The organism is Agromyces subbeticus DSM 16689, assembly GCF_000421565.1.
GTDB classification, from domain to species: Bacteria; Actinomycetota; Actinomycetes; order Actinomycetales; family Microbacteriaceae; genus Agromyces; species Agromyces subbeticus.
In genome coordinates this window covers 92,784-113,944 of the sequence record NZ_ATXG01000004.1, presented here as the reverse complement: position 1 = coordinate 113,944, position 21,161 = coordinate 92,784, and the positions used below count along the sequence as shown (strand labels likewise).

Sequence of the window (21,161 nt, the reverse complement as noted above, 5' to 3'; positions counted from 1 at the left end):
AGGCTTACATTGGCCGAGCTGCAGCGCAACCCCGCGGGCGCGTTGACGGGTATGTCGTGGTTGTTCCCGAGCGGCCAGCAAGCCGTGAAGGATGGGGTGTTCCGGTCTCAGTCAGGCCGCATCGTGGCAAATACCTTGACCGATGGTTGGACTGCCTACGACTCGCGGTATGGGTTCGATGGGGCTGGTCGTTTGGTGTCGGCGGTGATCCCGGGTCATGCGCTCACGTATGGGTTCGCGGCATCCGATGGGTGCGGTGTGAACGCTGGTGCGGGGTTGAACGGCAATCGTACGAGCTCGACCGATCTGCCCGATGGTGGCACGGCGGTGACCACGTCGTACTGCTACGACCACACCGACCGGCTGACCCAGACGACCGTGACGGGCGCCCCGGCGGGTCCAGGCTTGTCGCCGGTGGCCGGTGGTATCCCGGCCACCAAGTTGGTCTATGACGCGCACGGCAACACGAAGACCCTCGCTGATCAGACGCTCGGCTATGACGTGTCGGATCAGCATGTGAAGACGAAGCTGACGGACGGCACGGTCGTGGCGTATGTGCGGGATGTCACGGGCCGCATCATCCAGCGCACCCAGACCCCGGCGGGGCAGAACCCCGCAGTGAGCGTGACCCGGTGTGGGTTCACGGGTGGCGGTGACAGTCCGACGTTGACGTTGGATGGGCAGAACTCCGTGATCCAGCGGGTGGCGGGTCTGCCCGGCGGCGTCACCGTTGCCGTATCGGCTGGCGCCCAGTCGTGGTTGTATCCGAACATTCACGGCGACATCACGGTCGCAGCGGATGCCGCGGGCACCCGCAGCACGGGCGTGCACCGGTACGACCCGTTCGGTCAACCCGTTGATCCGCTGACCCGGCAGATCGGCACACCGACCGCGGATGACGCGGGGCCCGATACGTTGCCCGGTGATGCGGATTGGGGGTGGCTCGGCCAGCACCGCAAGCTCACCGAACACGCTGGTTCGATCATGACGATCGAGATGGGTGCCCGCCAGTACGTGCCCGCGCTGGGGCGGTTCCTCGAGGTCGACCCTGTTGAGGGCGGCGTAACGAACAACTACGACTACCCCGCCGACCCCATCAACAAACTCGACCTCAGCGGAGAACGAATGTGGGACGCGGCGTTCACTCCGCGTGATGCCGGTGGAGGCGGCCGCGGAGGTGGCGTATCGGCGCCCGCCGCGCTTCGCTCACCCGTTGTCTTGAAGAGTATGAAGGCGATCACCACGCGCCTTCGGGCGCACCATCAGGCAGGTGTCCGCATGTTCGAGAGCGGAGGGATTAAGCTCACGAATGGTCAGCAGCGTGCGGCAGCATCGTACCCTTACCTCCGCAAGGCGTTCCAGGGATACCAGATCGACAAGTGGGTGAAGCAATCCGTGGCGAATGATCCTGCTTTGAAAGGGGTGGGGATTACGAAGCCAGGTCAGGCTGGGCCGGACTTCTACCTGAAGGGTGGGAACCAGTGGTGGGACATGACAGCGCAGGGCCAATGGTCGATACACACCAGGAGGTACGGCAACTGGGGCGAAGGCACTGGACTGTTCTGGTGACTCTCGTCCAACGAGGGGCGATGAAGTGAGCAACGCCGCTCTTCGCCGTCGATGGTCAACGCCTGATGGGGCCATGCTCGCGGCACAGGCTGCGGCGTTTCTGTCGCAAGGCGGCGACACGCGCGGTGCCGAATTGTTCGGCACATTTCAAGGGCGCATTGATTTGCGCGGCCTTACTTTCGAGGATCCGTTCGTTGCGCCAAGGCTCGACGGGCGAGGACGCACCACGGGTGTCACAGATGACTTCGTTGAGCTCGATGGCGTACATCTGGCGAATATCGACCTGAGTCATTCGAGACTGCGATCGTTCAGGTTCTTTGGCGTCGCCATTGAGAACTGCGTCTTCGACCAAGCAGACTGCACGGACTGGCGCATGTGGAACACCCACGTGCGCGACAGCTCTTTTCTTGGCGCGAAGATGCGTGGAAGCGCCCTCGCTGCGTTGGCCGAACCTGGCCCGGTTGCTGAGACCGCTTTGCCGTTGTGGACAGGAGTCTGTTTCGACGGAGCGGACTTACGGGATACATCGATGTCGGCGGGCGCCGTGAATTCCTGCACCTTCGAGCGCTCGAAGTTGGATCGCGCAACATTCGAAAACGTCAGCATAAGCGACTGCAGATTCACCGGTTCCATCAAGCGGGCGGAGTTCTTCGGGTACCCGAGAGGCGGGAGCGGCCCGCGATGTCGACCGATGACGCGGGTGGACTTCAGCGAGGCGCACTTCGTCGACGTGACCTTCCGTGGATGCCGCTTCGTGGACGTTCAATTTCCGGAAGATCAACGACTCCTCATCGTCGAGGACATCCACTCGCTGGCACCTCTCGCGTTGCCGCTCCTCGCCGGCGATTCGCTCGAGGAGCGTATCGCGCGCGCACTGATCGAAAACGTGGGGCCCCCCGATCCGTCTGACTCGACTGCAGTGTTCGAAGCTGTGGGCGAAGATGATCCAGCGTTCGACCTAATCGCGCAGGTTCTCGAACGGGCGCGAACCGCTTCCCGTGACGAGCACTATCCGTTGGAGTGAAGCGATGTTCTCTGACGGTCTTCGAAGTCATGGACAGGCGATCGAGCGGGCAACCGTGTGCGAGGTGGCGGGGCTGGCCCCGAGCCACGGCCTCGGCCGGTACGCTCCAGTTTGTAAGTTGGCCCTGGGAGCAGCGCTGTGAAGCCGCGCATAGCCCTCGTTTTCGGTGCTTTCCTCCTCGTCATAGCAACGTTGACAACTCAAGTCGTGCGACTTGTTGCCGAAGGCATGAGCCTGGGTGAAGCGATCCTTTGGATCCTTGTCGTCGTAATCGGCTGCGTCGTCGGGGGCCTACTCGTAACGATTTTGGCGGGTGGAAAACACCGGCGGTTGCGAAATGTTCTTGCATCGAGGGGCGTGCAGCATGTCCACCTCATTTACTGGACGCAGGAGCTCCGTCATTCGCTCGAATCGGTCGCAGTCGTGACTGAGCGCGAAGCAAAGGCGTCGGAATACGGGGCGGTTTCACTCGACAGGGGAGGTCTTGCGTTCTGGTCGATTCAGAAAGCAGGCCAGGCCAATCCCCGGAGGGTCGCGCAGATTCCTTGGGGCGTGGTCAAGAGCGCCGAGAGTGCACTTCTTCCTCTCTCTGGCACCGAGTTTTACGGCATCGCCATCGGTGTTCGAGATGATCATGGCGACACGAAGCTCCCACTCATCGTCGCAAGTTCACGGTTTGGCGCCTTGGTATTTCGGCATTCCGCCGCCGCTCTCGAAGACGCGATCGATCGACGTGCTTCCATGACCGGACCGGCGTAGTGGCCGGGCAGAGTCGCTGAGGCGGTGTGGAGTGACCTGGTCTCAAGACATGGAGCCCAGATAGCCATCGAGCTCGTTGTCGGCGTCGGCGCCGACTCTACGGGGCCGGCGGCGTCAGCGGCGGATGATGCGCCGCTCGATGGCGGCGGCGACCGCTCCCGCCCGGGTGTCGACGCCGAGCTTCGTGTAGATGTGCGAGAGGTGCGACTTCACCGTCGCCTCCGAGACGAAGAGCTCCTTCGCCATCTCGCGGTTGCCGAGGCCCTGTGCCAGGAGTTCGAGCACGGCGACTTCGCGTTCGGTGACGACGGGGCCGGGGGAGGCCGCGCGGCGCACGAGCGTGGCCGCGACGGAGGGTGCGAGCACCGTTTCGCCGCGCGCGGTCGCCCGGATGCCGGCGAACAGCTCGGGCGCAGGGGCATCCTTCAGCAGGTAGCCGCTCGCCCCGGCATCGAGGGCGCGCAGGATGTCGGCCTCGGTGGCGTACGTCGTGAGCACGAGCACGCGGGGTGGTTCGTCGAGTGCCCGTAGCTCGGCGGTGACGGCCGCGCCGCCCGGGCCGTCGCCGAGATCGAGATCCATGAGCACGACATCGGGCCGGGTCGCGGCGACGACCGAGCGTGCCGTCGCGAGGTCGCGCGCTTCGCCGACGACTTCGAGGTCGTCGGTGCCCGAGATGAGCGCGGAGAGTCCAGCGCGAACGACGGGGTGATCGTCGACGAGCACGAGGCGCACGGTCATTCGGCCTCCAACGGCAGCTCGACCGACACCGTCGTGCCGTCGCCGGGGGCGCTCTCGATCGAGGCGCGACCGCCGAGCCCCGCGGCGCGGTCGACGATGCCTTGCAGGCCGCGGCCCCGCCCGGGGCGCCCCGGCTGTGCGCTCGATGCATCGGCCGCACGGCCGGCGACCGCGTCAACGTCGAACCCGCGGCCGTCGTCGCGCACGTCGAGCCGCACCTCGTCGGGGAGGAAGGTGAGCGTGACGGCGACACGGCCGGCCCCGGAGTGCTCGATGGCATTCGCGAGGGCACCGCGGGCGGAGCGGAGCAGGCCGCCCGCGACATCCGCCGCCAGAGGGACCGGCTCGCCATGCACGTGCAGACTCACCTCGGGGCGGGAGTTCGGCCCGGCCACCTCGTCGACGAGGCGCCGCAACGCCGACGGCAGTGCCTCGCCCGAGGCGTCGTCGGCGAGCTCGACGGGCGGCAGCCCGTGCACCACCCGGCGCACCTCGGCGAGTCCGTCACGCGCGGTCGCGGCGGCCACGCCGGCATGATCGCGCGCGACGTCGGGGCGCCGATCCCAGTCCTGCTCGGTCGCCGCGAGCAGCAGCGTGATGCTCGCCAGTCGCTGCCCGACCGAGTCGTGGATCTCGCGTGAGAGCCGCTGACGTTCGGCGAGTGCGCCGGCCCGGTGCTGCGCCTGCAGCAGCTCGTGCTGCGCGTCGGTCAGCTCGTCGAGCAGGGCCTGACGTGCGGCCGACTCGCGCTGCAGCGCGCGGTAGACGAGCACGGTCACGAGCGCGATGCCGATCGGGCCGGCGATCACGGTGGGGTCGACGCCCTCGGCGATGCGCAGTTCGGCGGCGGTGACGAGCGCCGTCATGAGCACGACGACGGTCAGCGCGCCGTGGAACGGCAGGACCTGCAGCACCGCGAACCCGAGCGGCACGGCGCACCAAGCGAACGAGGGGGCCGCGAGCGTCAGCAGTGCCCAGAGCACGGTGACGGTGACGACCCACGCGGTCGGCCACCACGAGCGCGTCGGCAGGAGCGGCCGGAGCGAGTACGCGACCGTGAGCAGCGCCGCACCGGTGAGCACGAACACGCCGTCGGCACCGAGGCCGTGGCGTTCGAGGTACCGAAGGGCAGAGGTGACGACGAGCACGATGAACACGAGCGCCAGCCAGCCGTCGAGCCGGGCGACGGGCGCGAGGATGCCGCGGACACCGCTGATCTCTGGGTCACTGCGGTCGGAAACGGACATGATCGCCCAGCCTAGGCACGCCGCGGCGCAGCCGGCATCATCCGATCGGCTACCCGATGGCAGCCGATCTCCCGACGCCGGCATGCGCGATGGGGATGGAGTCTGGATGAGCACGCCGAGACCGGCATGCAGAGAAGGGGAATCCCATGAAGCGCATCATCGCAACCGCGCTCGCCGCAGCGAGTCTCACCGCTGGAATCACGACCGCGACGATCACGACCGGCGCCGACCAGGCAACGGCAGCCGAGGCATCCGCTGCTCACCTCAACGGTCGCAACCAGGAGCAGAACCAGGGCCGTCCCGACCGGTACCTGCTGCCGGGTGACGCGGCGGGCTCCCGCTTCGAGGGCATCGGCGTCGACGAGCGTCGGGGACTGTTCTACGTGAGCGAGGTCACCGGCGGCGAGATCCACCGCGGCACTGCTCGCGATGCGCAGGCGGAGGAATGGCTCGCGGGCGACGGCACCGACGGCCGCTTCACGGCTCGTGGCATCACCGTCGACGCGGCGGGCAACGTCTACATCGCGGGCGGCCCGAACGGCATCGGCAACCCCGACCGCCCCGACCTCTGGGTGTACTCGCAGCAGGGCGAGCTGCTCGCCGCGCTGCGCGCGCCCGGCACCGCCGACGCCTTCCTCAACGACGTCGCGATCGGCGCCGACGGCGCCGCGTACTTCACCAACTCGAACGATCCGCAGATCTTCCGCGTCGCGCAGTCGGCCGACGGCTGGTCGGCCGAGCTGTGGGCGGATGCCGCGGGCACGGTCGATCGCGTCGCGGGCTTCAACCTCGGCGGCATCGTGCTCTCGGCCGACCGCAGCGCGTTCGTCGTCGCGCAGGGCAACACCGGGCAGCTGTGGCGCTTCGCCACGGCGGATGGCGCGGTCTCCGCGATCGACACGCAGGGCGCCGACCTCGTCAACGCCGACGGTCTCGTGCGACAGGGCAACGAACTCACCGTCATCCGCAACTTCTCGAAGATGGTCGCGACGATGCGGGTCTCGGCGGACGGCGACTCGGTGAACCGCGTCACGCAGCAGGCGAGCGACCCCGACCGCGTCTACACGACCGCGAAGATGCTGCACGGACGCCTGCTCGCGGTCGACAGCAAGTTTGACGAGCAGCCGGCACCCTCCGGCCCGTACGACGTCGTCGGGTCGCCGTGGAGCTGATCCGCATCCGTCGCAGTGGCGCCGTCGCGGTCATCGCGGCGGCGCTGCTGCTCGCCGGGTGCACGGCTGTGCCTGAGACATCCGCTTCGCCCCCTTCGACGCCCTTGAGCGCGACCCCACGAGAGGATGGTCGCATGACCGAGACCCCAGCTCCTCAGCTACCCGACCCCGACGGCACGCTGCTCGCTGCGGCCGCCGCGGGGGACGCCGCCACCGTCGACCTCGCGATCCGCGCGGGCGCGTGGCTCGAGGCACGTGACGAGCGGCAGCGCACCGCACTGCTGCTGGCCGTCACCGGCGACCACGTCGAGGCCGCGAAGCTGCTCGTCACCGCGGGCGCCGACCCCGATGCCCTCGACGACCGGCACGACACCCCCTGGCTCGTCACTGGTGTAACCGGCAGCGTCGCGATGGCCGAGGTGCTGCTGCCCGCCGACCCCGACTTCACGATCGTGAACCGCTACGGCGGCATCTCCGTGATCCCGGCGGGCGAGCGCGCCCACGTCGAGTACCTGCAGCGCGTGCTGCAGACCGACATCGACGTGAACCACGTCAACGACCTCGAGTGGACGGCGCTGCTCGAAGCCGTCATCCTCGGCGACGGTGGCCCGCGGCACCAGGAGACGGTGCGCGTGCTGCTCGAGGGCGGCGCCGACCGTTCGATCGCCGACCGCGATGGCGTCACCCCGCTCGAACACGCTCGTGCGAAGGGCTACGACGAGATCGTGCGGCTCCTGTCGTGACTCGTCGGCCGAGTATCGGGCGACGAAGGAGCACGCGTATCGAGACCACGTTGCGCGCCGCTGGGTCTCGATACGCTTCGCTACTCGACCGGCGAGTCAGGATGCGCCGTCAGGCAGCAGCACCGCCCAGATACGCATTGCGCACCTCGGGCAGCTCCACGAGCTCGGCAGGCGTGCCCTCGAGCACGACACGACCCCGCTGCATGACCACAGCCCGGTCAGCGATGCCGAACGAGGCGCGCACGTTCTGCTCGACGAGCAGCACCGCCATGCCGCGACCGCGCAGCTCGGTGAGCACCTTCATGATCTCGGCGACCACCTTCGGGGCGAGTCCGATCGAGGGCTCGTCGAGCAGGATCGCCTTGGGCGAGGCCATGAGGCCGCGGCCGATCGCGACCATCTGCTGCTCGCCGCCCGAGAGCGTGCCGGCAGCCTGACCGAGGCGTGGCTGCAGCCGGGGGAACAGCTCGAGCACGGCCGCGAGGTCGCCCTTGCCGCCGCGGCTCCACGCTCCGAGCATCAGGTTGTCGCGCACCGAGAGGGTCGGAAAGCACAGCCGGTTCTCGGGCACGTGGGTGAGCCCGAGCGCCGCCATCTTCTCGGTCGCCTTACCGGTGATGTCGACGCCGTCGAGGGTGACGGTGCCGGCGGTCGGGCGAATGAGGCCGTTGAGCGCGCGCAGCAGCGTCGTCTTGCCGGCGCCGTTCGAGCCGACGACGGTGACGATCTCGCCCGGCGCGACCGAGAGGCTCACCCCGTGCAGAATCGCGAGCTTGCCGTACCCGGCGTCGAGGTCGCTGACGGCGAGGGTCATGACTGTTCCTCCAGCTCTTTGAGCTCGGCCTCGGCCTCTTCGGCGTCGGTGCCGAGGTAGGCGACGATGACCGCGGGATCGTTGCGCACCGACTCGGGGTCGCCGTGCGCGATGAGCACACCGTCGTCGAGCACCGCGACGGTGTCGGCGAGCGCCATGACCTGGGCGACGTCGTGCTCGACGAGCACGATCGTGAGCCCGGCGTCGCGCAGCGCCCGTAGCAGCGTGGCGAGCAGCTCGCGCTCGTGGCCCGAGAGCCCGGCCATCGGCTCGTCGAGCAGCAGCAGGGCGGGCTCGGCGGCGAGCGCCCGGCAGACCTCCATCATGCGCTGGCGACCGAAGGGCAGGTCGCCAGCGGCGAGGCCCGCGACGTCGCCGAGCCGCATCGAGTCGAGGATGTCGCGGGCGACCTCCTCATGCGTGTACTGCTCGCGGCCCTGCAGCCCGAGCATGCCGCGCAGGATGCCGGCTCGGCCCTTGCGGTAGCGGCCCATGTAGACGTTGCCGACGACGTCGGTCGACGAGAATACCTGCAGGTTCTGGAACGTGCGGGTGAGCCCGGCCTCGGCGCCGACGTGCGGCTTCCTGCCCTGGATCTCGTTTCCGAGAAAACGCACGGTGCCCGACGTCGGCGCGATCGCGCCCGTGATCATGTTGAAGCACGTGGTCTTGCCGGCGCCGTTCGGGCCGATGAGGCCCATGATGCGCCCGGCCGGCACGGTGAAGCTCACGTCGTCGACGGCGACCACGCCGCCGTAGCGCTTCGTGAGCCCGGTGACCTCGAGGATCGGCTCGCCGGCCGCGATCGGTGTCGAGACGGTGGGGATGCGAGGGGCGGATGCCGCGGCATCCGTCGTGTCGTCGAGACCCTCGGTGCCGGCGCTCGCGGCGCTCTCGCCGGGTAGCCCGCCGAAGGCGCGCGTCGGCACATCGCCCGCACCCGCGTCGGCGGTGCCGTCGGGCACCGGCCGCGACGCGGCATCCGCTCGCTTGCCCATGCGCCTACGAATCGCCGCCCACGCCGTCTTCACGACTTGATAGAGCCCGCCGGGCAACAGGATGATCACGAGAATGAGCACGAGGCCGTAGCCGATGAGCTGCACCTCGCCGGTAGCGCCGGGGATGATCGCGGGGATCAGCTCGCGCAGGCCCTCGGAGAGCAGCTCGACGATGAACGCACCCGCGATCGCGCCCCACACCGAGCCGAGCCCGCCGATGACGACCATCAACAGCAGTTCGACCGAGACGTGGAATTCGGCCACCTGCGGCGAGACGATCTGCACCTGGTAGGCGTAGAACACGCCGCCGAGGCCGGCGAAGCCCGCCGAGAGCGTGAAGACCTTCACGCGCAGGGCGTAGGTGTTCACGCCGAGCGACTCGGCCGCGAGCTCGGAGTCGTTGACCGACGAGAGCGCGCGGCCCGCCCGCGAGCGGGTGAGGTTCAGCGCGAGCACGAGGCCGATGAGCACGAACGGCGCGACGAACCAGAAGAAGAGGCCGTTGTTGTCGATCGGGATGCCGAAGACCTCGGGCCGGCCGTAGCCGTAGATGCCGGTCGTGCGCCCGGTGAAGTCCCACTCGCGCACCGCGATCATGACGATGAAGCCGAGCCCGAGCGTCGCGAGCGCGAGGTAGTGACCGCGCAGGCGCAGCATCGGCAGGCCCACGAGCAGCGCCGCGAGCATCGCCGCGACGACCCCGCCGACCGCGGCGACGAGGGCGGGCTGCTCGAACTTCTGCAGCAGGATCGCGTGCGTGTAGGCGCCGATCGCGAAGAACGCCGCTTGGCCCAGCGAGACTTGCCCCGCGAGGCCCATGAGCAGCGAGAGGCCGATGGCCGGCAGCGCGAAGATCATCGAGAAGACGGCGATGTTCATCATCGACGAGCTCGCTGTGAACGGCACGATCGCGATGATGACCGCGAGCACGGCGACGCCGATGATGGTGCCGCGGTTGTTGGGCCAGAAGCCGGTCTTCGACCGGATGGCGGCGTTGTTCAGCAGTGACATCTCACACCCTCACGGCGTTCGGGCGCAGCACGAGGCCGGCCGGTCGGATGATGAGCACGATGATGAGGATGAAGAACGCGACGGCGTCCTTCCACCCGGATGCCACGTAGCCGGCGACGTACGACTCGATGATGCCGAGCAGCAGCGCGCCGACGATCGCCGCGCGGAACGAGACGAGCCCGCCGAGCACTGCCGCCACGAAGCCCTTGAGGCCGAGCAGCAGGCCGCCCGACCAGATCGAGAGGTAGATGGGCGAGCTGACGACGCCGGCAGTCGCGCCGACGAAGCCGGCGATCGCGAAGGCGATGACGGATGCCACGGCGGGCGAGATGCCGACGATGCGGGCCGCGACCGGCTGCTCCGCGCTCGCGCGCAGCGCCTTGCCCCAGCGGGTCTTCTCGTAGAAGAGCAGCACGCCGCCGCCGACCACGACGAGGGCGCCGAGCATCCACAGTTCTTGCGAGCGGATGCTGACGCCGCCGAGGGTGAGGTCGTTGCCCGGGAAGGCGGGCAGGCGCCGGCCCTCGGCACCCCAGATCAGCAGCATGATCGCCTGCAGCAGGGTCGAGACGCCGAGGGTCAGGATGATCGAGACGAGCGTCGTGAGGTTCTTGACGCGGGCGATCACGAGCCGCTCGATGAGCACCGAGGCGAGCGTCACCGACACGAGCGCGATGAGGATGGCGACCGGCAGCGGCAGCCCGGCCGTGACGAGCGAGATGCTGCCGAGGCCGGCGAGCGTCGCGTAGTCGCCCTGGGCGATGTTCACGACGTGCCGCACCGTGTAGGTGGCGATGAGGCCGACGGCGAGCAGGGCGTACACAGATCCCTGTGAGAGCCCTGCCACCGTCAGCTGGAGGAAGTCGGTCAACGGATGCCGCTCACTCTTCGTAGAGGGTCCAGCGGCCGCCCTCGGCGAGCGCCATGATGAGGGCGTCGGCCGTGAGGCCCGAGTGGTTGTCAGGCGTCATCGTGAAGATGCCCGAGATGCCCACGAGGTCGGTGGTCGCCTCGATCGCGTCGCGCAGCCCCTCGGGCTCGGTGCCCGCGGCCTCGATGGCCTGCGTGCCCACGAGCCAGGCGTCGAACGCGTGCCCGGCGAAGCTCGAGGGGGAGCTGCCGAACTCGGCGGAGTAGTCGGCGATGAACTGGTCGATGACCTCTTTCTGCGGGTCGTCGTCGGCGAGCTGGTCGGCGACGAGCAGGCGGCCCATCGGCGCGATGACGCCGTCGGCGGCGGGGCCCGCGGCCTCGAAGAACGCGTCGTTCGCGACACCGTGCGACTGGTAGACCGGCTTGCCCACGCCGAGCTGCACGTAGGCGGCCTGCGCGAGACCGGCCGACGGGGTGATGCCCCAGATGATGACGGCGTCGGCGTCGGCACCGCGGATGTTCGTCATCTGCGCGGTGAAGTCGGTCGCGCTCGGCTCGAAAGACTCGGTCGCGGTGAGCGTGATGCCGCGCTCTTCGCCGAGCTCGGTGATGATGTCGGCGATGCCCTCGCCGAAGCCCGTCGCGTCGCGAACGAGGGCGACCTTCGTGTAGCCCTTCGACTCGGCGTCGTCGAGGATGCGCTCGAGCACGACGAGGTCGTTCTGCGCGGTCTTGAAGACCCACTCCGAGCCGTCGACGATCGCGGCGTTCGCGGCGACCGAGATGGTGGGCACCTGCGCGGCCTCGACGAGCGGGCGCATCGCGAGCGACGGGCCGGTGCGCGAAGAGCCGATGATGAGGTCGACGTCGTCGTTCTCGATGAGCTGCGTCGTCGCCTTCGCGGCGCCGTCTTCGGTCGACTGGTTGTCTTTGATGATGAGCTCGACCTCGCGGCCGTCGATGCCGCCGTCGGCGTTGAGCTGCTCGGCGAGCATGTTGAGCGTGTTCTGCTCGGGAACGCCGAGGTTCGCGCCGACGCCCGTGATGTCGAGCACGGCGCCGATCTTGATCGGGCCCTCTTCCGAGGCGCCGTCGCCACCGGAGTCGCCGCCGAAGTTCGACGCGCCGCAACCGGTGAGTGCGAGGGCGATGGATGCCGCGACCGCGGCGGGAACGAGCAGACGGCGTTGCACACGGTGCATGGGTGAACTCTCCTTTGAGCCCTGGCGGGTTCTCGTCACTGAGTAGGGTGTTGATTCATGACCGACCATTCGGTCACTATTTCGACTCTCTCGACGATACGTTGCGTGAGGAGGCATCCGCAAGCCGCCGTTATGCAACGGAGACACGGATGCTGCGGCTCGGCGCCGCCCGCGGGCTTGGCAGGATGGAGGGATGCCGATTCTCATCGATGTGCACGAGCTCGCCGAACGCCTCGAGGCAGGGCTGCGCACCGTCGTGCTCGACGTGCGCTGGTCGCTCGCCGAACCCGACGGCTCGGCGGCGTACCGCGACGGGCACGTTCCGGGCGCGGTCTACGTCGACCTCGACCACGAGCTCGCCGACCACGCCGTGACAGGGGAGGGGCGGCATCCGCTGCCCTCGGAAGCCGCCTTCACGACAGCCATGCGGCGGTGGGGCCTGCGCGACGGCGACGCGATCGTGGTCATGGACGACCTCGGCAACCAATCGTCGGCTCGCGCGTGGTGGCTGCTGCGGCACGCCGGCGTCGACGACGTGCGCATGCTCGACGGGGGCCTGGCAGCCTGGGTCTCGGCGGGGCATCCGCTCGAGACCGGAGACGTCGTTCCCGAGCCGGGGGATGCCGCCGCGCACTTCGGCTCGATGCCGGTCATCGACATCGACGCCGCTGCCGACTTCGCCACCGGCGGCGTGCTGCTCGACGCCCGCGCCGCGCCGCGGTACCGCGGTGAGGTCGAGCCCATCGACCCGCGCGCGGGTCACATTCCGGGCGCGCGATCGGCGCCGAGCGGTGACAACCTCGATGCCGGCGGGCGGTTTCTGCCCGCCGAGGTGCTGCGCGAGCGGTTCGCCGAGCTCGGCATCACGCCCGGCATCGCGGTCGCCGCCTATTGCGGATCAGGCGTGACCGCCGCGCATGAGGTCGCGGCCCTCGCCATCGCCGGCATCGGTGCTGCGCTGTACCCGGGTTCGTGGAGCCAGTGGTCGAACGACGATTCGCGTCCGGTCGCCACGAGCGCGTCGCCCTCGCCGGTGGCGTAGCGAGCGCTTCCCGTCGGTCGAGTAGCGAGCGCTAGCGAGCGTATCGAGACCCGGTGAGCTGGTCTCGATACGCGTCCTCCTTCGTCGGGCGCTACTCGACCGGCGGAGCTGCGGCCGAGCGCTACTCGACCGACGAGACGGTCGCACCGACGCGGTCGTCGGCGCGATACCGCACGCCGACGGTGCCCGGATCCGCGACATCGAGGCTTCGAGTGACCGAGGCGCCCGACTCCGGCAGATCGATCGTCGCGGCGACGGACCCGTTGACGACGAGCTCCACATCGGTGCCCGGCCGCCCGGACACGGTGACAGTCGCGTCGCCCTCGCCAGAGCGATCGACGGTCACCACGGGTACGACGAGTTCGACGACGGTCGAGACGGCGCCGCTCGTCGTGCCGTTGGCGTCGGTCTGCACGATCGAGACCCGAGTGTCACCTGCGTCGAGTCCCTCGAGCAGCATGGTCCAGAGGCCGGTCTCGTCGGCATTCGCCGAGACGCGACCTGCTGTCGTCGTCGCCGACACGCGCGCCCCGGGCGAGGCCGTGCCACTGACCCGTGGTGAGACGAGTCCCTCGGCCGTGTCGACGGCGGTGATGGCCGGTGCGGGCCTCTCGGCGCCTTCGGACGATGGCGTCGCGCGCTGGGCCGGAGCCTTCGCCGGCGCCTTCGGGGGCGACTGGTGCGGCAGCGGCACTGGGGGCTTCGCAGACGACGCCGGACGCGGAGCGCTCGGCGATTCCACGTCGTCGGGTGCCGATGAAGCTGACCGCTGGCCGTCGATGTGAGGGTCGGAGAGGTTGGTGTCGGGCACGGCGTGGGCCTGGGCGTCGGGATCCGGCCGGGCACCCGGCGCCTGAGCAGCACCGATCTCGACGGGGTGCCCGTCGGTCGAGAGCAACCCGGCCTCATGCGCGAACCCGGCGGTCACGATGAGTGCGAGCATGGCGGCCGAGGTGCCGGCAGCAACGAGCGACTGTCGGCGTGGCGACGGCGGAGCAGCCAGTGCGGCCACCTTCGAGCGCCCCCGGCGAGGCCGTGGTGCCGCGGCGGGGACGACCAGTCTGCTGCGGCACAACGCCGGCTTCTGGCGCCGCGGCGGCTTCGTCGCTTGCGGCGCAGCATTCTGGCCGTCATCCGCTCGTGCGGGCGCGGTGTCGACCATCGCGAAGGCGGCCGGAAGCGCTGCCAGCACACGGGCGCGAGTGGGCGTCAGTGCGCTGAGGTCATCTGGCGTGTCGTGGCGGAGCAGTTCGAGCAGCTCGGCGCGAGCGCGACTCAGTGAGGCCTCGATGCTCACTTCGCCGAGCTCTGTGCGAGCGGCGATCTCAGGCACCGAGAGCCGCTCGACGATGGCCAGACGAAGCAGGCCGACTGCGTCGGCGGGCAGGTGGCCGAGCGCTTCACTCACCCGGGCAGCGAAGTCGGGTGTCGTGACGAGGTTGCTGAAGCCGGGATGGTCGGACATGGGGGCGCAGCCCTCTCTCGGGCGGTCGGTGACGCGGGGGAGGTTCGAGTGCGGCTGGGAAGACGGATGTCGCCGCGGCTCCCGACTCTCAGCGAATCGAGGCGGTCGACAGGATAGCGGATCCTCACGATGCGTGGGCGGGCGCCTGTGGAATGGTGACGGTCTGGCGGCCGAGTCGCCTCACTCGTGCGGCACCGGTATTCCGGCAGCGCGCAGCTTGGCCTCGGTCAGCGCGGTCAGCCGGGTCGAGATCGGCGCCTGGTTCTCGCCGTGAGTGTTGATCAGCGTGTACTTGGCGGCGGCGCCGATCCACGCTCGCATGACCTCCGGATCACCCAGCAGAGCCGGGTTCGCGAGGTAGAGATCGGCCATGGCGGCGGCGAGTTCCTCGATGCGCGGGTCGTCGGGGTCCCAGTTCTCGGCCTCCCACCCGAGCTGGATCAGTTCGACGTACCGAGGATCGTCGAGTCGAAGCTCGGTCTGGGCCACGAAGGCGTCGAAGCCATCGGGCAGCAGAGCGCGGGCCAGCACCAGACCTTCGCGCTGGCCGGCCACGTAGTCGGCACTGAACCCGAGCGTGCGCATGCGGTCGAGCACCGCGCACGCACGATCGGGCAGCAGGGCTCGGTCGCCGTCGGCGAGCCGGTGCAGGGTGCTGCGACGCTCGATCAGGTCGGCGATCTGCGCGGTCAGTCGTTGCTCGACATCGGTCAGGGCGGCGGCGAACTGCTCGGAGCCCGCGTCGAGCAGGGAGGCGATCTCGGCCAGCGGCACGCCCGCCGTGGCCAAGGTGCGAACCTGCACGAGCCGCAGCAGCTCTTCGGAGCCGTAGCGCCGGTACCCCGAGCTGTCGCGCTGCGGCTCCTCGACCAGGCCGAGCCGGTGATAGTGCCGCACGGTCTTCACCGTGACACCGGCGAACGCCGCCGCGAGGCCGATCGTGAGTCCTGCGGTCACGCCCTCAACGACCCCTCGGCTCGAGGGCGGCGACCTCGCGAACCGCGGCGGCGACAGCCGGGGAGTCCTTGCGCAGGATGCTGCCGTGGTTGCTGGCGACCTTCGAGCTGATCTGCAGGTTCGGGTTGCGCGCCAGTACCGGGTCGACGGCCTTTCGCATCTGCTCCTGCAGGTCGTCGCGGCTGCCGACCGCCTCTCCGGAGGCGACGACGTATCGAACCGGCACGGTCAGGCCGTCGAGGATCGGTTCGAGCGCGGCATGCAGCCGGTGCGACTCGATCGCGAGCTCGGCATGCACCTCAGCCGAGAATCGCGCGGCCATGCCGAGCCGGCGAGCCAGCGGCATCATCGGCCTCATGCGTCGGAACACCGTGCGGATCTCGTCGTGGCCGGCCTCGTCGGTCCAGCCGACCGGGTAGGGCCCGTCGACGCCCACCACGCCCCGAGCACGCGCAGGGTTGCGGCTCGCCCAGTGCACGCCGAGCAGGGCTCCGTACGACCAGCCCACCAGCAGCGGCCGGTCGACACCTCTCGCCTCGAGCACGGCGTCGATATCGCGCATGCACGCCTCGAACGAGTAGTCGGCCGAGAGCTTGGATTTTCCGCGTGCTCGCTCGTCGAAGGTGATGTGGCGCACCTCCGAGCCGAGCTCGGCGACGACGCCGCGCCAGTGGCGCTTCGAGGCGTACGAGCCATTCAGGTACACCACGGGGATGCCGGGGCCGCCGGTGTCGGTCACGGCCAGCGCCGTGTCATCGACCGGCACCATGCCGGTCCAGGTCGTGTGCGATCGGGTCGATGTCGATGTGCTCATGTCGTCAGCGTGCACCCTGACCCAAGGTCAAGGTCAACAGGTGTTCCCGATCCTTCTCGACGACCCTGCGTTTTCAGTGACGCAGGCGCCATCCCTACGATGCACGCCGGCCGATCGCGATGAGCGTCGTCACGTCGATCGAGGTCACGCCTCGTTCAGCGAGTGCGGCGAGGTAGCGTTCGCGCACGCCGGCGATCATCTCGTCGTCGAGCTCGTCGAGCTCGTCGAGCAGCACGCGCAGCGCAGTGCCGAGCACGAGCGACCAGGCGAGGTCGGGTGTGAGATCGAGGTGCCGCTGCACGGCTTCGGCGCGCACCCCGACGAGCCCGAGGCCGGTCAGCCACTGGGCGAGACTGCCGGGGGTGTCGATCTGTTCGAGGCCGGCCGAGCGCGGCGCGCGCTCGTCGAGACCCTCCCCACCGTCGGGCAGCGCCGCGGCGAGCAGTTCGGGCAATGGGTCGAACGCCCCGCGGGCCCACACCGTGATCGCCACGCGGCCGCCGGGGCGGGCGCGTTCGATCAGGTGCCGCGTGCCGGCGTCGAGATCGGGGAAGAAGAAGACGCCGAGCACGCACTGCACGAGGTCGTAGCCCGTGGGCTCCCAGCTCGTGACATCGTCGACGTGCAGGCGCAGCTGCGGCATCCGCTCGCCCGCTCGCTCGCGCGCGACCGCGACCAGCGGCTCGGCGAGATCGACCGCGTCGACGACGCCGCCGATGCCCACGAGCTCGGCGGTCGGCAGCGCCGATGCCCCGTCACCGCAGCACGCATCGAACACGAGTTCGTCGAAACGGGGCCGCGCGCGTGCCACCGCGGCGGTCGAGATCGGATTCCAGAGCACGTCGTCGAGCTCGGTGAAGGATGCCGCCGCGGCCGCGAATGCTCCACCGAAATCAGGTTCCCCCACCGTGCTCCCCATCTGCTCATTGTGGCCCTGATCGGCCCGGATCGAGGGAAATCGGGCGGTCGTGCAGCGAATCGGGCGGTGCGTCGCGGCGACATCCGATGCCCTTCGTCGGCGATCGAACCGGCCGATTCAGGCAATCGAAAGCAGAACGGTGCAGACTGGAGCCACTCTGCTCACGATCGAATCGAGACATCCCCTCATGAACCGTGCCCTGCGCCGCGCCGCGCCCCTCGCGCTCGCCTCCGCGGCAGCCCTGCTCCTCGCCGGTTGTGCCGGCAGCCCAGCACCCGAGGCATCGGAGACTCCCGCCGCCGCCGCGTGCATGGACGTGAAGCCCGGCGAGCTCAGCGACGGCGTGACCGTCGAGGGCGAGTTCGCCGCATCGCCGACCGCGACGTTCACCACGCCGCTCCAGGCCGACGAGCTCGAGCGCACCGTCGCGATCGAGGGCGATGGCGACGAGACCGTCGCCGGCGACCCGATGAACGTCGTCGTCACCGCCTTCTCGGGCACGAGCGGCGAGTCGCTGTTCTCGCAGCCCACCACGATCACCGCGGGCGACGAGGCCGTCTTCGAGTCGTTCCGGGCCGGCATCGACTGCGTGCCGGTCGGCTCGCGCACCGTGACCGTGGCGCCCGCGTCGACGCTCTACGGCGAGACCGGTAACGAGACCATCGGCGTCGCACCCAACGAGACCGTCGTCATCGTGATCGACATCGTCGAGGTACAGCAGCCGCTGAAGCCCGCCGAGTGGACCGAGAACGTGCCCGAGGTGAAGTTCGGCGCCGAGGGCGAGCCGCCCACCGTCACCCTGCCGGCCACCGACCCGTCGACCGAGCTGCAGCTCAAGGTGCTCGAAGAGGGTGACGGCGCCGAGGTCGGCGAGGGCGACAACGTCACCGTCAACTACCAGGGCATCAGCTGGGACACCGGCGAGATCTTCGACCAGAGCTACACGCGCGGCGAGCCGGCGAGCTTCACGACCGACGGCGTGATTCCGGGCTTCGGCGCGGCGCTCGTCGGCCAGAAGGTCGGCACGAAGCTCATCGTGACGATTCCGCCGGAGCTCGCGTACGGTACGGATGCCGCGGCGCACGCGCTCGGCGGCCAGACCCTCGTGTTCCTCGTCGAGATCGTCGACACCGCACCCGCCGCGGAGTAGCGCGCTGATCGAAGGGCCGGACGGCATGCCGTCCGGCCCTTCGTCGTTCCCGCCGTCCGGCCTTTCGGCTGGCGTGCCCCGGTCAGCGGCCCCAGGTCAGCCACGCGATGACCGCGCTCGCCGCGAGGAAGCACGCCACGAACACGGTGTCGCGTGCCCGCCAGGGTGAGCGGTAACGCTCGGTGCGGGTGGGATGCGCGCCGAAGGCCCGGGCGTCCATGGCGAGGGCGACGCGCTCGGCGTGCCTGATGGCCGAGGCGAGCAGCGGCACCGCATAGCCGAGGGCGCGTCGCACGGCCGCGACCGGCCCGCGCCCGGCATCCGTGCCGCGCACGCGGTGAGCGGCCCTGATGATCTCGAGCTCGTGGCCGAACCTCGGAACGAAACGCAGCGCCGCGAGCGCCGTGTAGCCGAGGCGGTACGGCACCCGCAGGTTCTGCACCATCGAGCGCACGAACTCGGGACCGGTCGAGGTGACGCCGGCGATGAGCGAGAGCAGCAGGATCGCGAGGATGCGCAGCGCTGTCGCGAGTCCCACGAGATAGGCGGCGAGCGAGAAGCTCCAGTCGCCGATCGAGACGAGGGTGACGGATGCCGCGGGCTCGCCTGTCACGCTCGACGGATCGATCCATACGCCGAACGTCACCCCGAGCACGAGCGCCGCGACCGGCGTACCGAGCAGCAGCGCCGCAACCGCGCGCCCCGGCAGCCGGGCACCGACGAGCAGCACCGCCGCGGCGAAGACGACGAACGCGAGCGGCACGGCGATGCCGCGGCTGAACATCACGAGCACCATCACCGGCAGCGGTGCGGCGAGCTTCGCGATCGGGTTCAGGGCGGAGAGGAAGCGGGCGGGGCGCCGCGAGCGGTGGGCGGCGAAGGGGTCGAGGGCGCCGGATGCCGCGTGGTCGCCGCCTGCCGGAAGCACGCCGCCGCCCGCGCTCACGAGCCCGCCGCCGAGGAGACGGGCAATTGCGACATCCGACTCACACCGTGCCATGACGGATGCCGCACGAGCCCGCGCGTCGCCCGGGCGAGGGGCGGATGCCGCAGCCCCGCCTGCTCGACGAGCGGCCCGGCGAGCACCTCGGCCGCGGGGCCGACGGCGAGAAGCCGGCCGTCGTGCATCGCGGCGATGTGGCTCGCGTAGTCGGCGACGAGCTGCAGGTCGTGGGTGACGACGAGCACGGTCGTGCCCTCGTCGTTGAGCGTGCGCAGCATGTCGAGCAGCTCCGATGCGCGGGCGCGGTCCTGCCCGAACGTCGGCTCGTCGAGCGCGAGCACTGGAGCTCCCGCGATGAGGGCGGTGCCGACCGAGAGGCGCCGCTTCTGCCCGCCGGAGAGGAGGAACGGATGCTGCTCGCGCAGCGACTCGAGCCCGAACCGTCGCAGCATCGCGTCGATCTGCGGTTCGGCCTCGGCATCGGGAGTGCCCTGCACGCGAAGGCTCTGGGCGAGCTCCTCGGCGACGGACGGGGCGATGAACTGGTGCTCTGGGTTCTGGAACACGAAGCCGATGCGCCGGGCGCGATCGCGGGCGTCGCATCGGGCCGGGTCGACGCCCTCGACGACGGTCGGGCCGCGCCGCCCGCCGCGTTGCACCGAGAGTCCGCGCGCTCGAATGACCGGATCGGCCTCGATGACACCCTGACCGAGCCGCCGGGAGACGGCGGCGGCAGGTGCGGCGTGCGGCGACGTCGGCGAGTGCACCGCGGGCCGAGGCGACAGCGCCGTCGACCGAACGGGCGAAGACGCGCTGAGCGGTGCCGGCAGCACGGGCACGGCGTCGAGCGCTGCGCCGAGCTCGGCCGGCGTGAGGGGCAGCGGGTCGAGCACGACGCCGGCGTCGCGCAGCCGCATCGCGGCGAGCGTCGACACGGGCAGCCAGACGCCGAGGGCGGCGAGCTCGTCGGCGCGCTCGCGCAGCGTCTCGCGGGCGGGGCCGTCGATCACGAGTCGTCCGTCGGCGTCGAGCACGATGACCCGGTCGACGATGTCGACGGCCGCGTCGAGGTTGTGCTCGACGAGCACCACGGCGTGGTCGCGGTCGCTCGCGAGCTCGCGCAGCACGGCGTAGACCTCGTCGATGCCGGCGGGGTCGAGATTCGCGGTCGGTTCGTCGAGCACGAGCACGGGCGCCGCCATCGCGAGCGCGCACGCGATCGCGAGTCGCTGGCGGCCACCACCCGAGAGGGTGTCGGGGTTCTCGGCGCGGCGGCTCCAGAGACCCACGAGCTTCAGCGCCCGCTCGGCGCGTTCGAGCACCTCGGACGCCGCGACGAGCTGATTCTCGGGCGCGAAGCACACCTCGTCGAGCACCGTACCGGTGACGATCTGGGCGTCGGGGTCCTGGAACACCATGGCCACGTGCTCGCTCAGCGCGCCCACGGGGTGCTCGCTCGTGTCGAGCCCAGCCACGAGCACCGTGCCGTCGAGCGTGGCGGGCACCGCGTGCGGGATGAGCCCGTCGAGCGCGAGGGTGAGGGTGGACTTGCCGCAACCGCTCGGGCCGAGGATCAGCACGACCTCGCCGCGTGCGACCGTGAACGACACGTCGATCGGGGTGGCCGATCGCGCTCCCTCGTGGCGGATGCTCACGCGGTCGAGCTCGAGGAGCGGCGGGTGGGGCATGGCTGGCCTGGGCGGGTTTCGATCGGCGGA

General features: G+C 69.9%; 19 protein-coding genes. 7 read left to right on the top strand and 12 right to left on the bottom strand.

Annotation, left to right across the window (positions count from 1 at the left end):
- Positions 1-9: 9 nt before the first annotated feature.
- The 3 genes from H521_RS0108490 (at position 10) to H521_RS25780 (ending at position 3,352) form a co-directional block, all read left to right on the top strand.
- On the top strand, positions 10-1,569 hold the full coding sequence (locus tag H521_RS0108490) for an RHS repeat-associated core domain-containing protein (RefSeq protein WP_022892598.1): 1,560 nt from the start codon (positions 10-12) through the stop codon (positions 1,567-1,569).
- 25 nt (positions 1,570-1,594) lie between these two features.
- Positions 1,595-2,593 (top strand): pentapeptide repeat-containing protein, encoded by a 999-nt coding sequence (locus H521_RS0108485; RefSeq protein WP_156891318.1) that lies wholly within the window; start codon positions 1,595-1,597, stop codon positions 2,591-2,593.
- A 138-nt stretch (positions 2,594-2,731) separates the two neighbouring features.
- The gene (locus H521_RS25780; protein ID WP_156891316.1) at positions 2,732-3,352 is read left to right on the top strand and encodes a hypothetical protein; all 621 of its coding nucleotides are present in this window, start codon (positions 2,732-2,734) and stop codon (positions 3,350-3,352) included.
- 114 nt (positions 3,353-3,466) lie between these two features.
- On the opposite strand, the gene H521_RS0108480 is transcribed toward H521_RS25780, so the two are convergent.
- Both H521_RS0108480 and H521_RS0108475 read right to left on the bottom strand, forming a co-directional pair.
- Complete coding sequence (locus H521_RS0108480; RefSeq protein WP_022892596.1) at positions 3,467-4,093, bottom strand: response regulator; 627 nt, start codon at positions 4,091-4,093, stop codon at positions 3,467-3,469.
- Positions 4,090-5,340, bottom strand: coding sequence for a sensor histidine kinase (locus tag H521_RS0108475; RefSeq protein WP_022892595.1), 1,251 nt, complete (start codon positions 5,338-5,340; stop codon positions 4,090-4,092). The genes H521_RS0108480 and H521_RS0108475 overlap by 4 nt, the downstream gene beginning before the upstream one ends.
- A gap of 146 nt (positions 5,341-5,486) precedes the next feature.
- Between H521_RS0108475 and H521_RS22330 the strand changes: the two genes are divergently transcribed.
- Positions 5,487-6,512, top strand: a complete 1,026-nt coding sequence (locus H521_RS22330; protein WP_022892594.1) for an SMP-30/gluconolactonase/LRE family protein — start codon at positions 5,487-5,489, stop codon at positions 6,510-6,512.
- Between the two features lie 134 nt (positions 6,513-6,646).
- Positions 6,647-7,255, top strand: coding sequence for an ankyrin repeat domain-containing protein (locus H521_RS0108465; protein WP_156891314.1), 609 nt, complete (start codon positions 6,647-6,649; stop codon positions 7,253-7,255).
- A 109-nt stretch (positions 7,256-7,364) separates the two neighbouring features.
- Here the strand turns inward: H521_RS0108465 and H521_RS0108460 are convergent, their stop codons facing one another.
- The 4 genes from H521_RS0108460 to H521_RS0108445 are packed head-to-tail and all read right to left on the bottom strand — an operon-like array spanning position 7,365 to position 12,153.
- The gene (locus tag H521_RS0108460; RefSeq protein WP_026482081.1) at positions 7,365-8,069 is read right to left on the bottom strand and encodes an ABC transporter ATP-binding protein; all 705 of its coding nucleotides are present in this window, start codon (positions 8,067-8,069) and stop codon (positions 7,365-7,367) included.
- Entirely contained in the window at positions 8,066-10,078 is a 2,013-nt protein-coding gene (locus H521_RS0108455; protein WP_026482080.1) for a branched-chain amino acid ABC transporter ATP-binding protein/permease, read from the bottom strand. The genes H521_RS0108460 and H521_RS0108455 overlap by 4 nt, the downstream gene beginning before the upstream one ends.
- Position 10,079: 1 nt before the next feature.
- Positions 10,080-10,949 (bottom strand): branched-chain amino acid ABC transporter permease, encoded by an 870-nt coding sequence (locus tag H521_RS0108450; protein ID WP_022892592.1) that lies wholly within the window; start codon positions 10,947-10,949, stop codon positions 10,080-10,082.
- Positions 10,950-10,959: 10 nt separating this feature from the next.
- Positions 10,960-12,153, bottom strand: coding sequence for an ABC transporter substrate-binding protein (locus H521_RS0108445; RefSeq protein WP_022892591.1), 1,194 nt, complete (start codon positions 12,151-12,153; stop codon positions 10,960-10,962).
- Positions 12,154-12,346: 193 nt separating this feature from the next.
- Between H521_RS0108445 and H521_RS0108440 the strand changes: the two genes are divergently transcribed.
- Entirely contained in the window at positions 12,347-13,195 is an 849-nt protein-coding gene (locus H521_RS0108440) for a sulfurtransferase (RefSeq protein WP_022892590.1), read from the top strand.
- Between the two features lie 121 nt (positions 13,196-13,316).
- Here the strand turns inward: H521_RS0108440 and H521_RS0108435 are convergent, their stop codons facing one another.
- From H521_RS0108435 to H521_RS0108420, 4 genes are all read right to left on the bottom strand, one after another.
- Complete coding sequence (locus tag H521_RS0108435) at positions 13,317-14,660, bottom strand: Ig-like domain-containing protein (protein ID WP_022892589.1); 1,344 nt, start codon at positions 14,658-14,660, stop codon at positions 13,317-13,319.
- Positions 14,661-14,840: 180 nt separating this feature from the next.
- Positions 14,841-15,617 (bottom strand): MerR family transcriptional regulator, encoded by a 777-nt coding sequence (locus H521_RS0108430; RefSeq protein WP_022892588.1) that lies wholly within the window; start codon positions 15,615-15,617, stop codon positions 14,841-14,843.
- 4 nt (positions 15,618-15,621) lie between these two features.
- Positions 15,622-16,431: an alpha/beta fold hydrolase gene (locus H521_RS0108425; RefSeq protein WP_040424261.1), complete on the bottom strand. Its 810-nt coding sequence runs from the start codon at positions 16,429-16,431 to the stop codon at positions 15,622-15,624.
- A 94-nt stretch (positions 16,432-16,525) separates the two neighbouring features.
- Complete coding sequence (locus tag H521_RS0108420) at positions 16,526-17,350, bottom strand: class I SAM-dependent methyltransferase (protein WP_022892586.1); 825 nt, start codon at positions 17,348-17,350, stop codon at positions 16,526-16,528.
- Between the two features lie 187 nt (positions 17,351-17,537).
- On the opposite strand from H521_RS0108420, the gene H521_RS0108415 reads away from it, so the two are divergent.
- The gene (locus H521_RS0108415; protein WP_022892585.1) at positions 17,538-18,500 is read left to right on the top strand and encodes an FKBP-type peptidyl-prolyl cis-trans isomerase; all 963 of its coding nucleotides are present in this window, start codon (positions 17,538-17,540) and stop codon (positions 18,498-18,500) included.
- An 82-nt stretch (positions 18,501-18,582) separates the two neighbouring features.
- Here the strand turns inward: H521_RS0108415 and H521_RS0108410 are convergent, their stop codons facing one another.
- The gene (locus tag H521_RS0108410) at positions 18,583-19,500 is read right to left on the bottom strand and encodes an energy-coupling factor transporter transmembrane component T family protein (RefSeq protein WP_084512174.1); all 918 of its coding nucleotides are present in this window, start codon (positions 19,498-19,500) and stop codon (positions 18,583-18,585) included.
- Complete coding sequence (locus H521_RS0108405) at positions 19,443-21,131, bottom strand: ABC transporter ATP-binding protein (RefSeq protein ID WP_022892583.1); 1,689 nt, start codon at positions 21,129-21,131, stop codon at positions 19,443-19,445. The genes H521_RS0108410 and H521_RS0108405 overlap by 58 nt, the downstream gene beginning before the upstream one ends.
- Positions 21,132-21,161 lie beyond the last annotated feature (30 nt).

Coding starts and splice junctions, on each gene's coding strand:
- H521_RS0108480 (WP_022892596.1), bottom strand. CDS start 4,093: ATGACCGTGCGCCTCGTGCTCGTCGACGATCACCCCGTCGTTCGCGCT.
- H521_RS0108475 (WP_022892595.1), bottom strand. CDS start 5,340: ATGTCCGTTTCCGACCGCAGTGACCCAGAGATCAGCGGTGTCCGCGGC.
- H521_RS22330 (WP_022892594.1), top strand. CDS start 5,487: ATGAAGCGCATCATCGCAACCGCGCTCGCCGCAGCGAGTCTCACCGCT.
- H521_RS0108465 (WP_156891314.1), top strand. CDS start 6,647: ATGACCGAGACCCCAGCTCCTCAGCTACCCGACCCCGACGGCACGCTG.
- H521_RS0108460 (WP_026482081.1), bottom strand. CDS start 8,069: ATGACCCTCGCCGTCAGCGACCTCGACGCCGGGTACGGCAAGCTCGCG.
- H521_RS0108455 (WP_026482080.1), bottom strand. CDS start 10,078: ATGTCACTGCTGAACAACGCCGCCATCCGGTCGAAGACCGGCTTCTGG.
- H521_RS0108445 (WP_022892591.1), bottom strand. CDS start 12,153: ATGCACCGTGTGCAACGCCGTCTGCTCGTTCCCGCCGCGGTCGCGGCA.
- H521_RS0108440 (WP_022892590.1), top strand. CDS start 12,347: ATGCCGATTCTCATCGATGTGCACGAGCTCGCCGAACGCCTCGAGGCA.
- H521_RS0108435 (WP_022892589.1), bottom strand. CDS start 14,660: ATGTCCGACCATCCCGGCTTCAGCAACCTCGTCACGACACCCGACTTC.
- H521_RS0108425 (WP_040424261.1), bottom strand. CDS start 16,431: ATGAGCACATCGACATCGACCCGATCGCACACGACCTGGACCGGCATG.
- H521_RS0108420 (WP_022892586.1), bottom strand. CDS start 17,350: ATGGGGAGCACGGTGGGGGAACCTGATTTCGGTGGAGCATTCGCGGCC.
- H521_RS0108415 (WP_022892585.1), top strand. CDS start 17,538: ATGAACCGTGCCCTGCGCCGCGCCGCGCCCCTCGCGCTCGCCTCCGCG.
- H521_RS0108410 (WP_084512174.1), bottom strand. CDS start 19,500: ATGGCACGGTGTGAGTCGGATGTCGCAATTGCCCGTCTCCTCGGCGGC.
- H521_RS0108405 (WP_022892583.1), bottom strand. CDS start 21,131: ATGCCCCACCCGCCGCTCCTCGAGCTCGACCGCGTGAGCATCCGCCAC.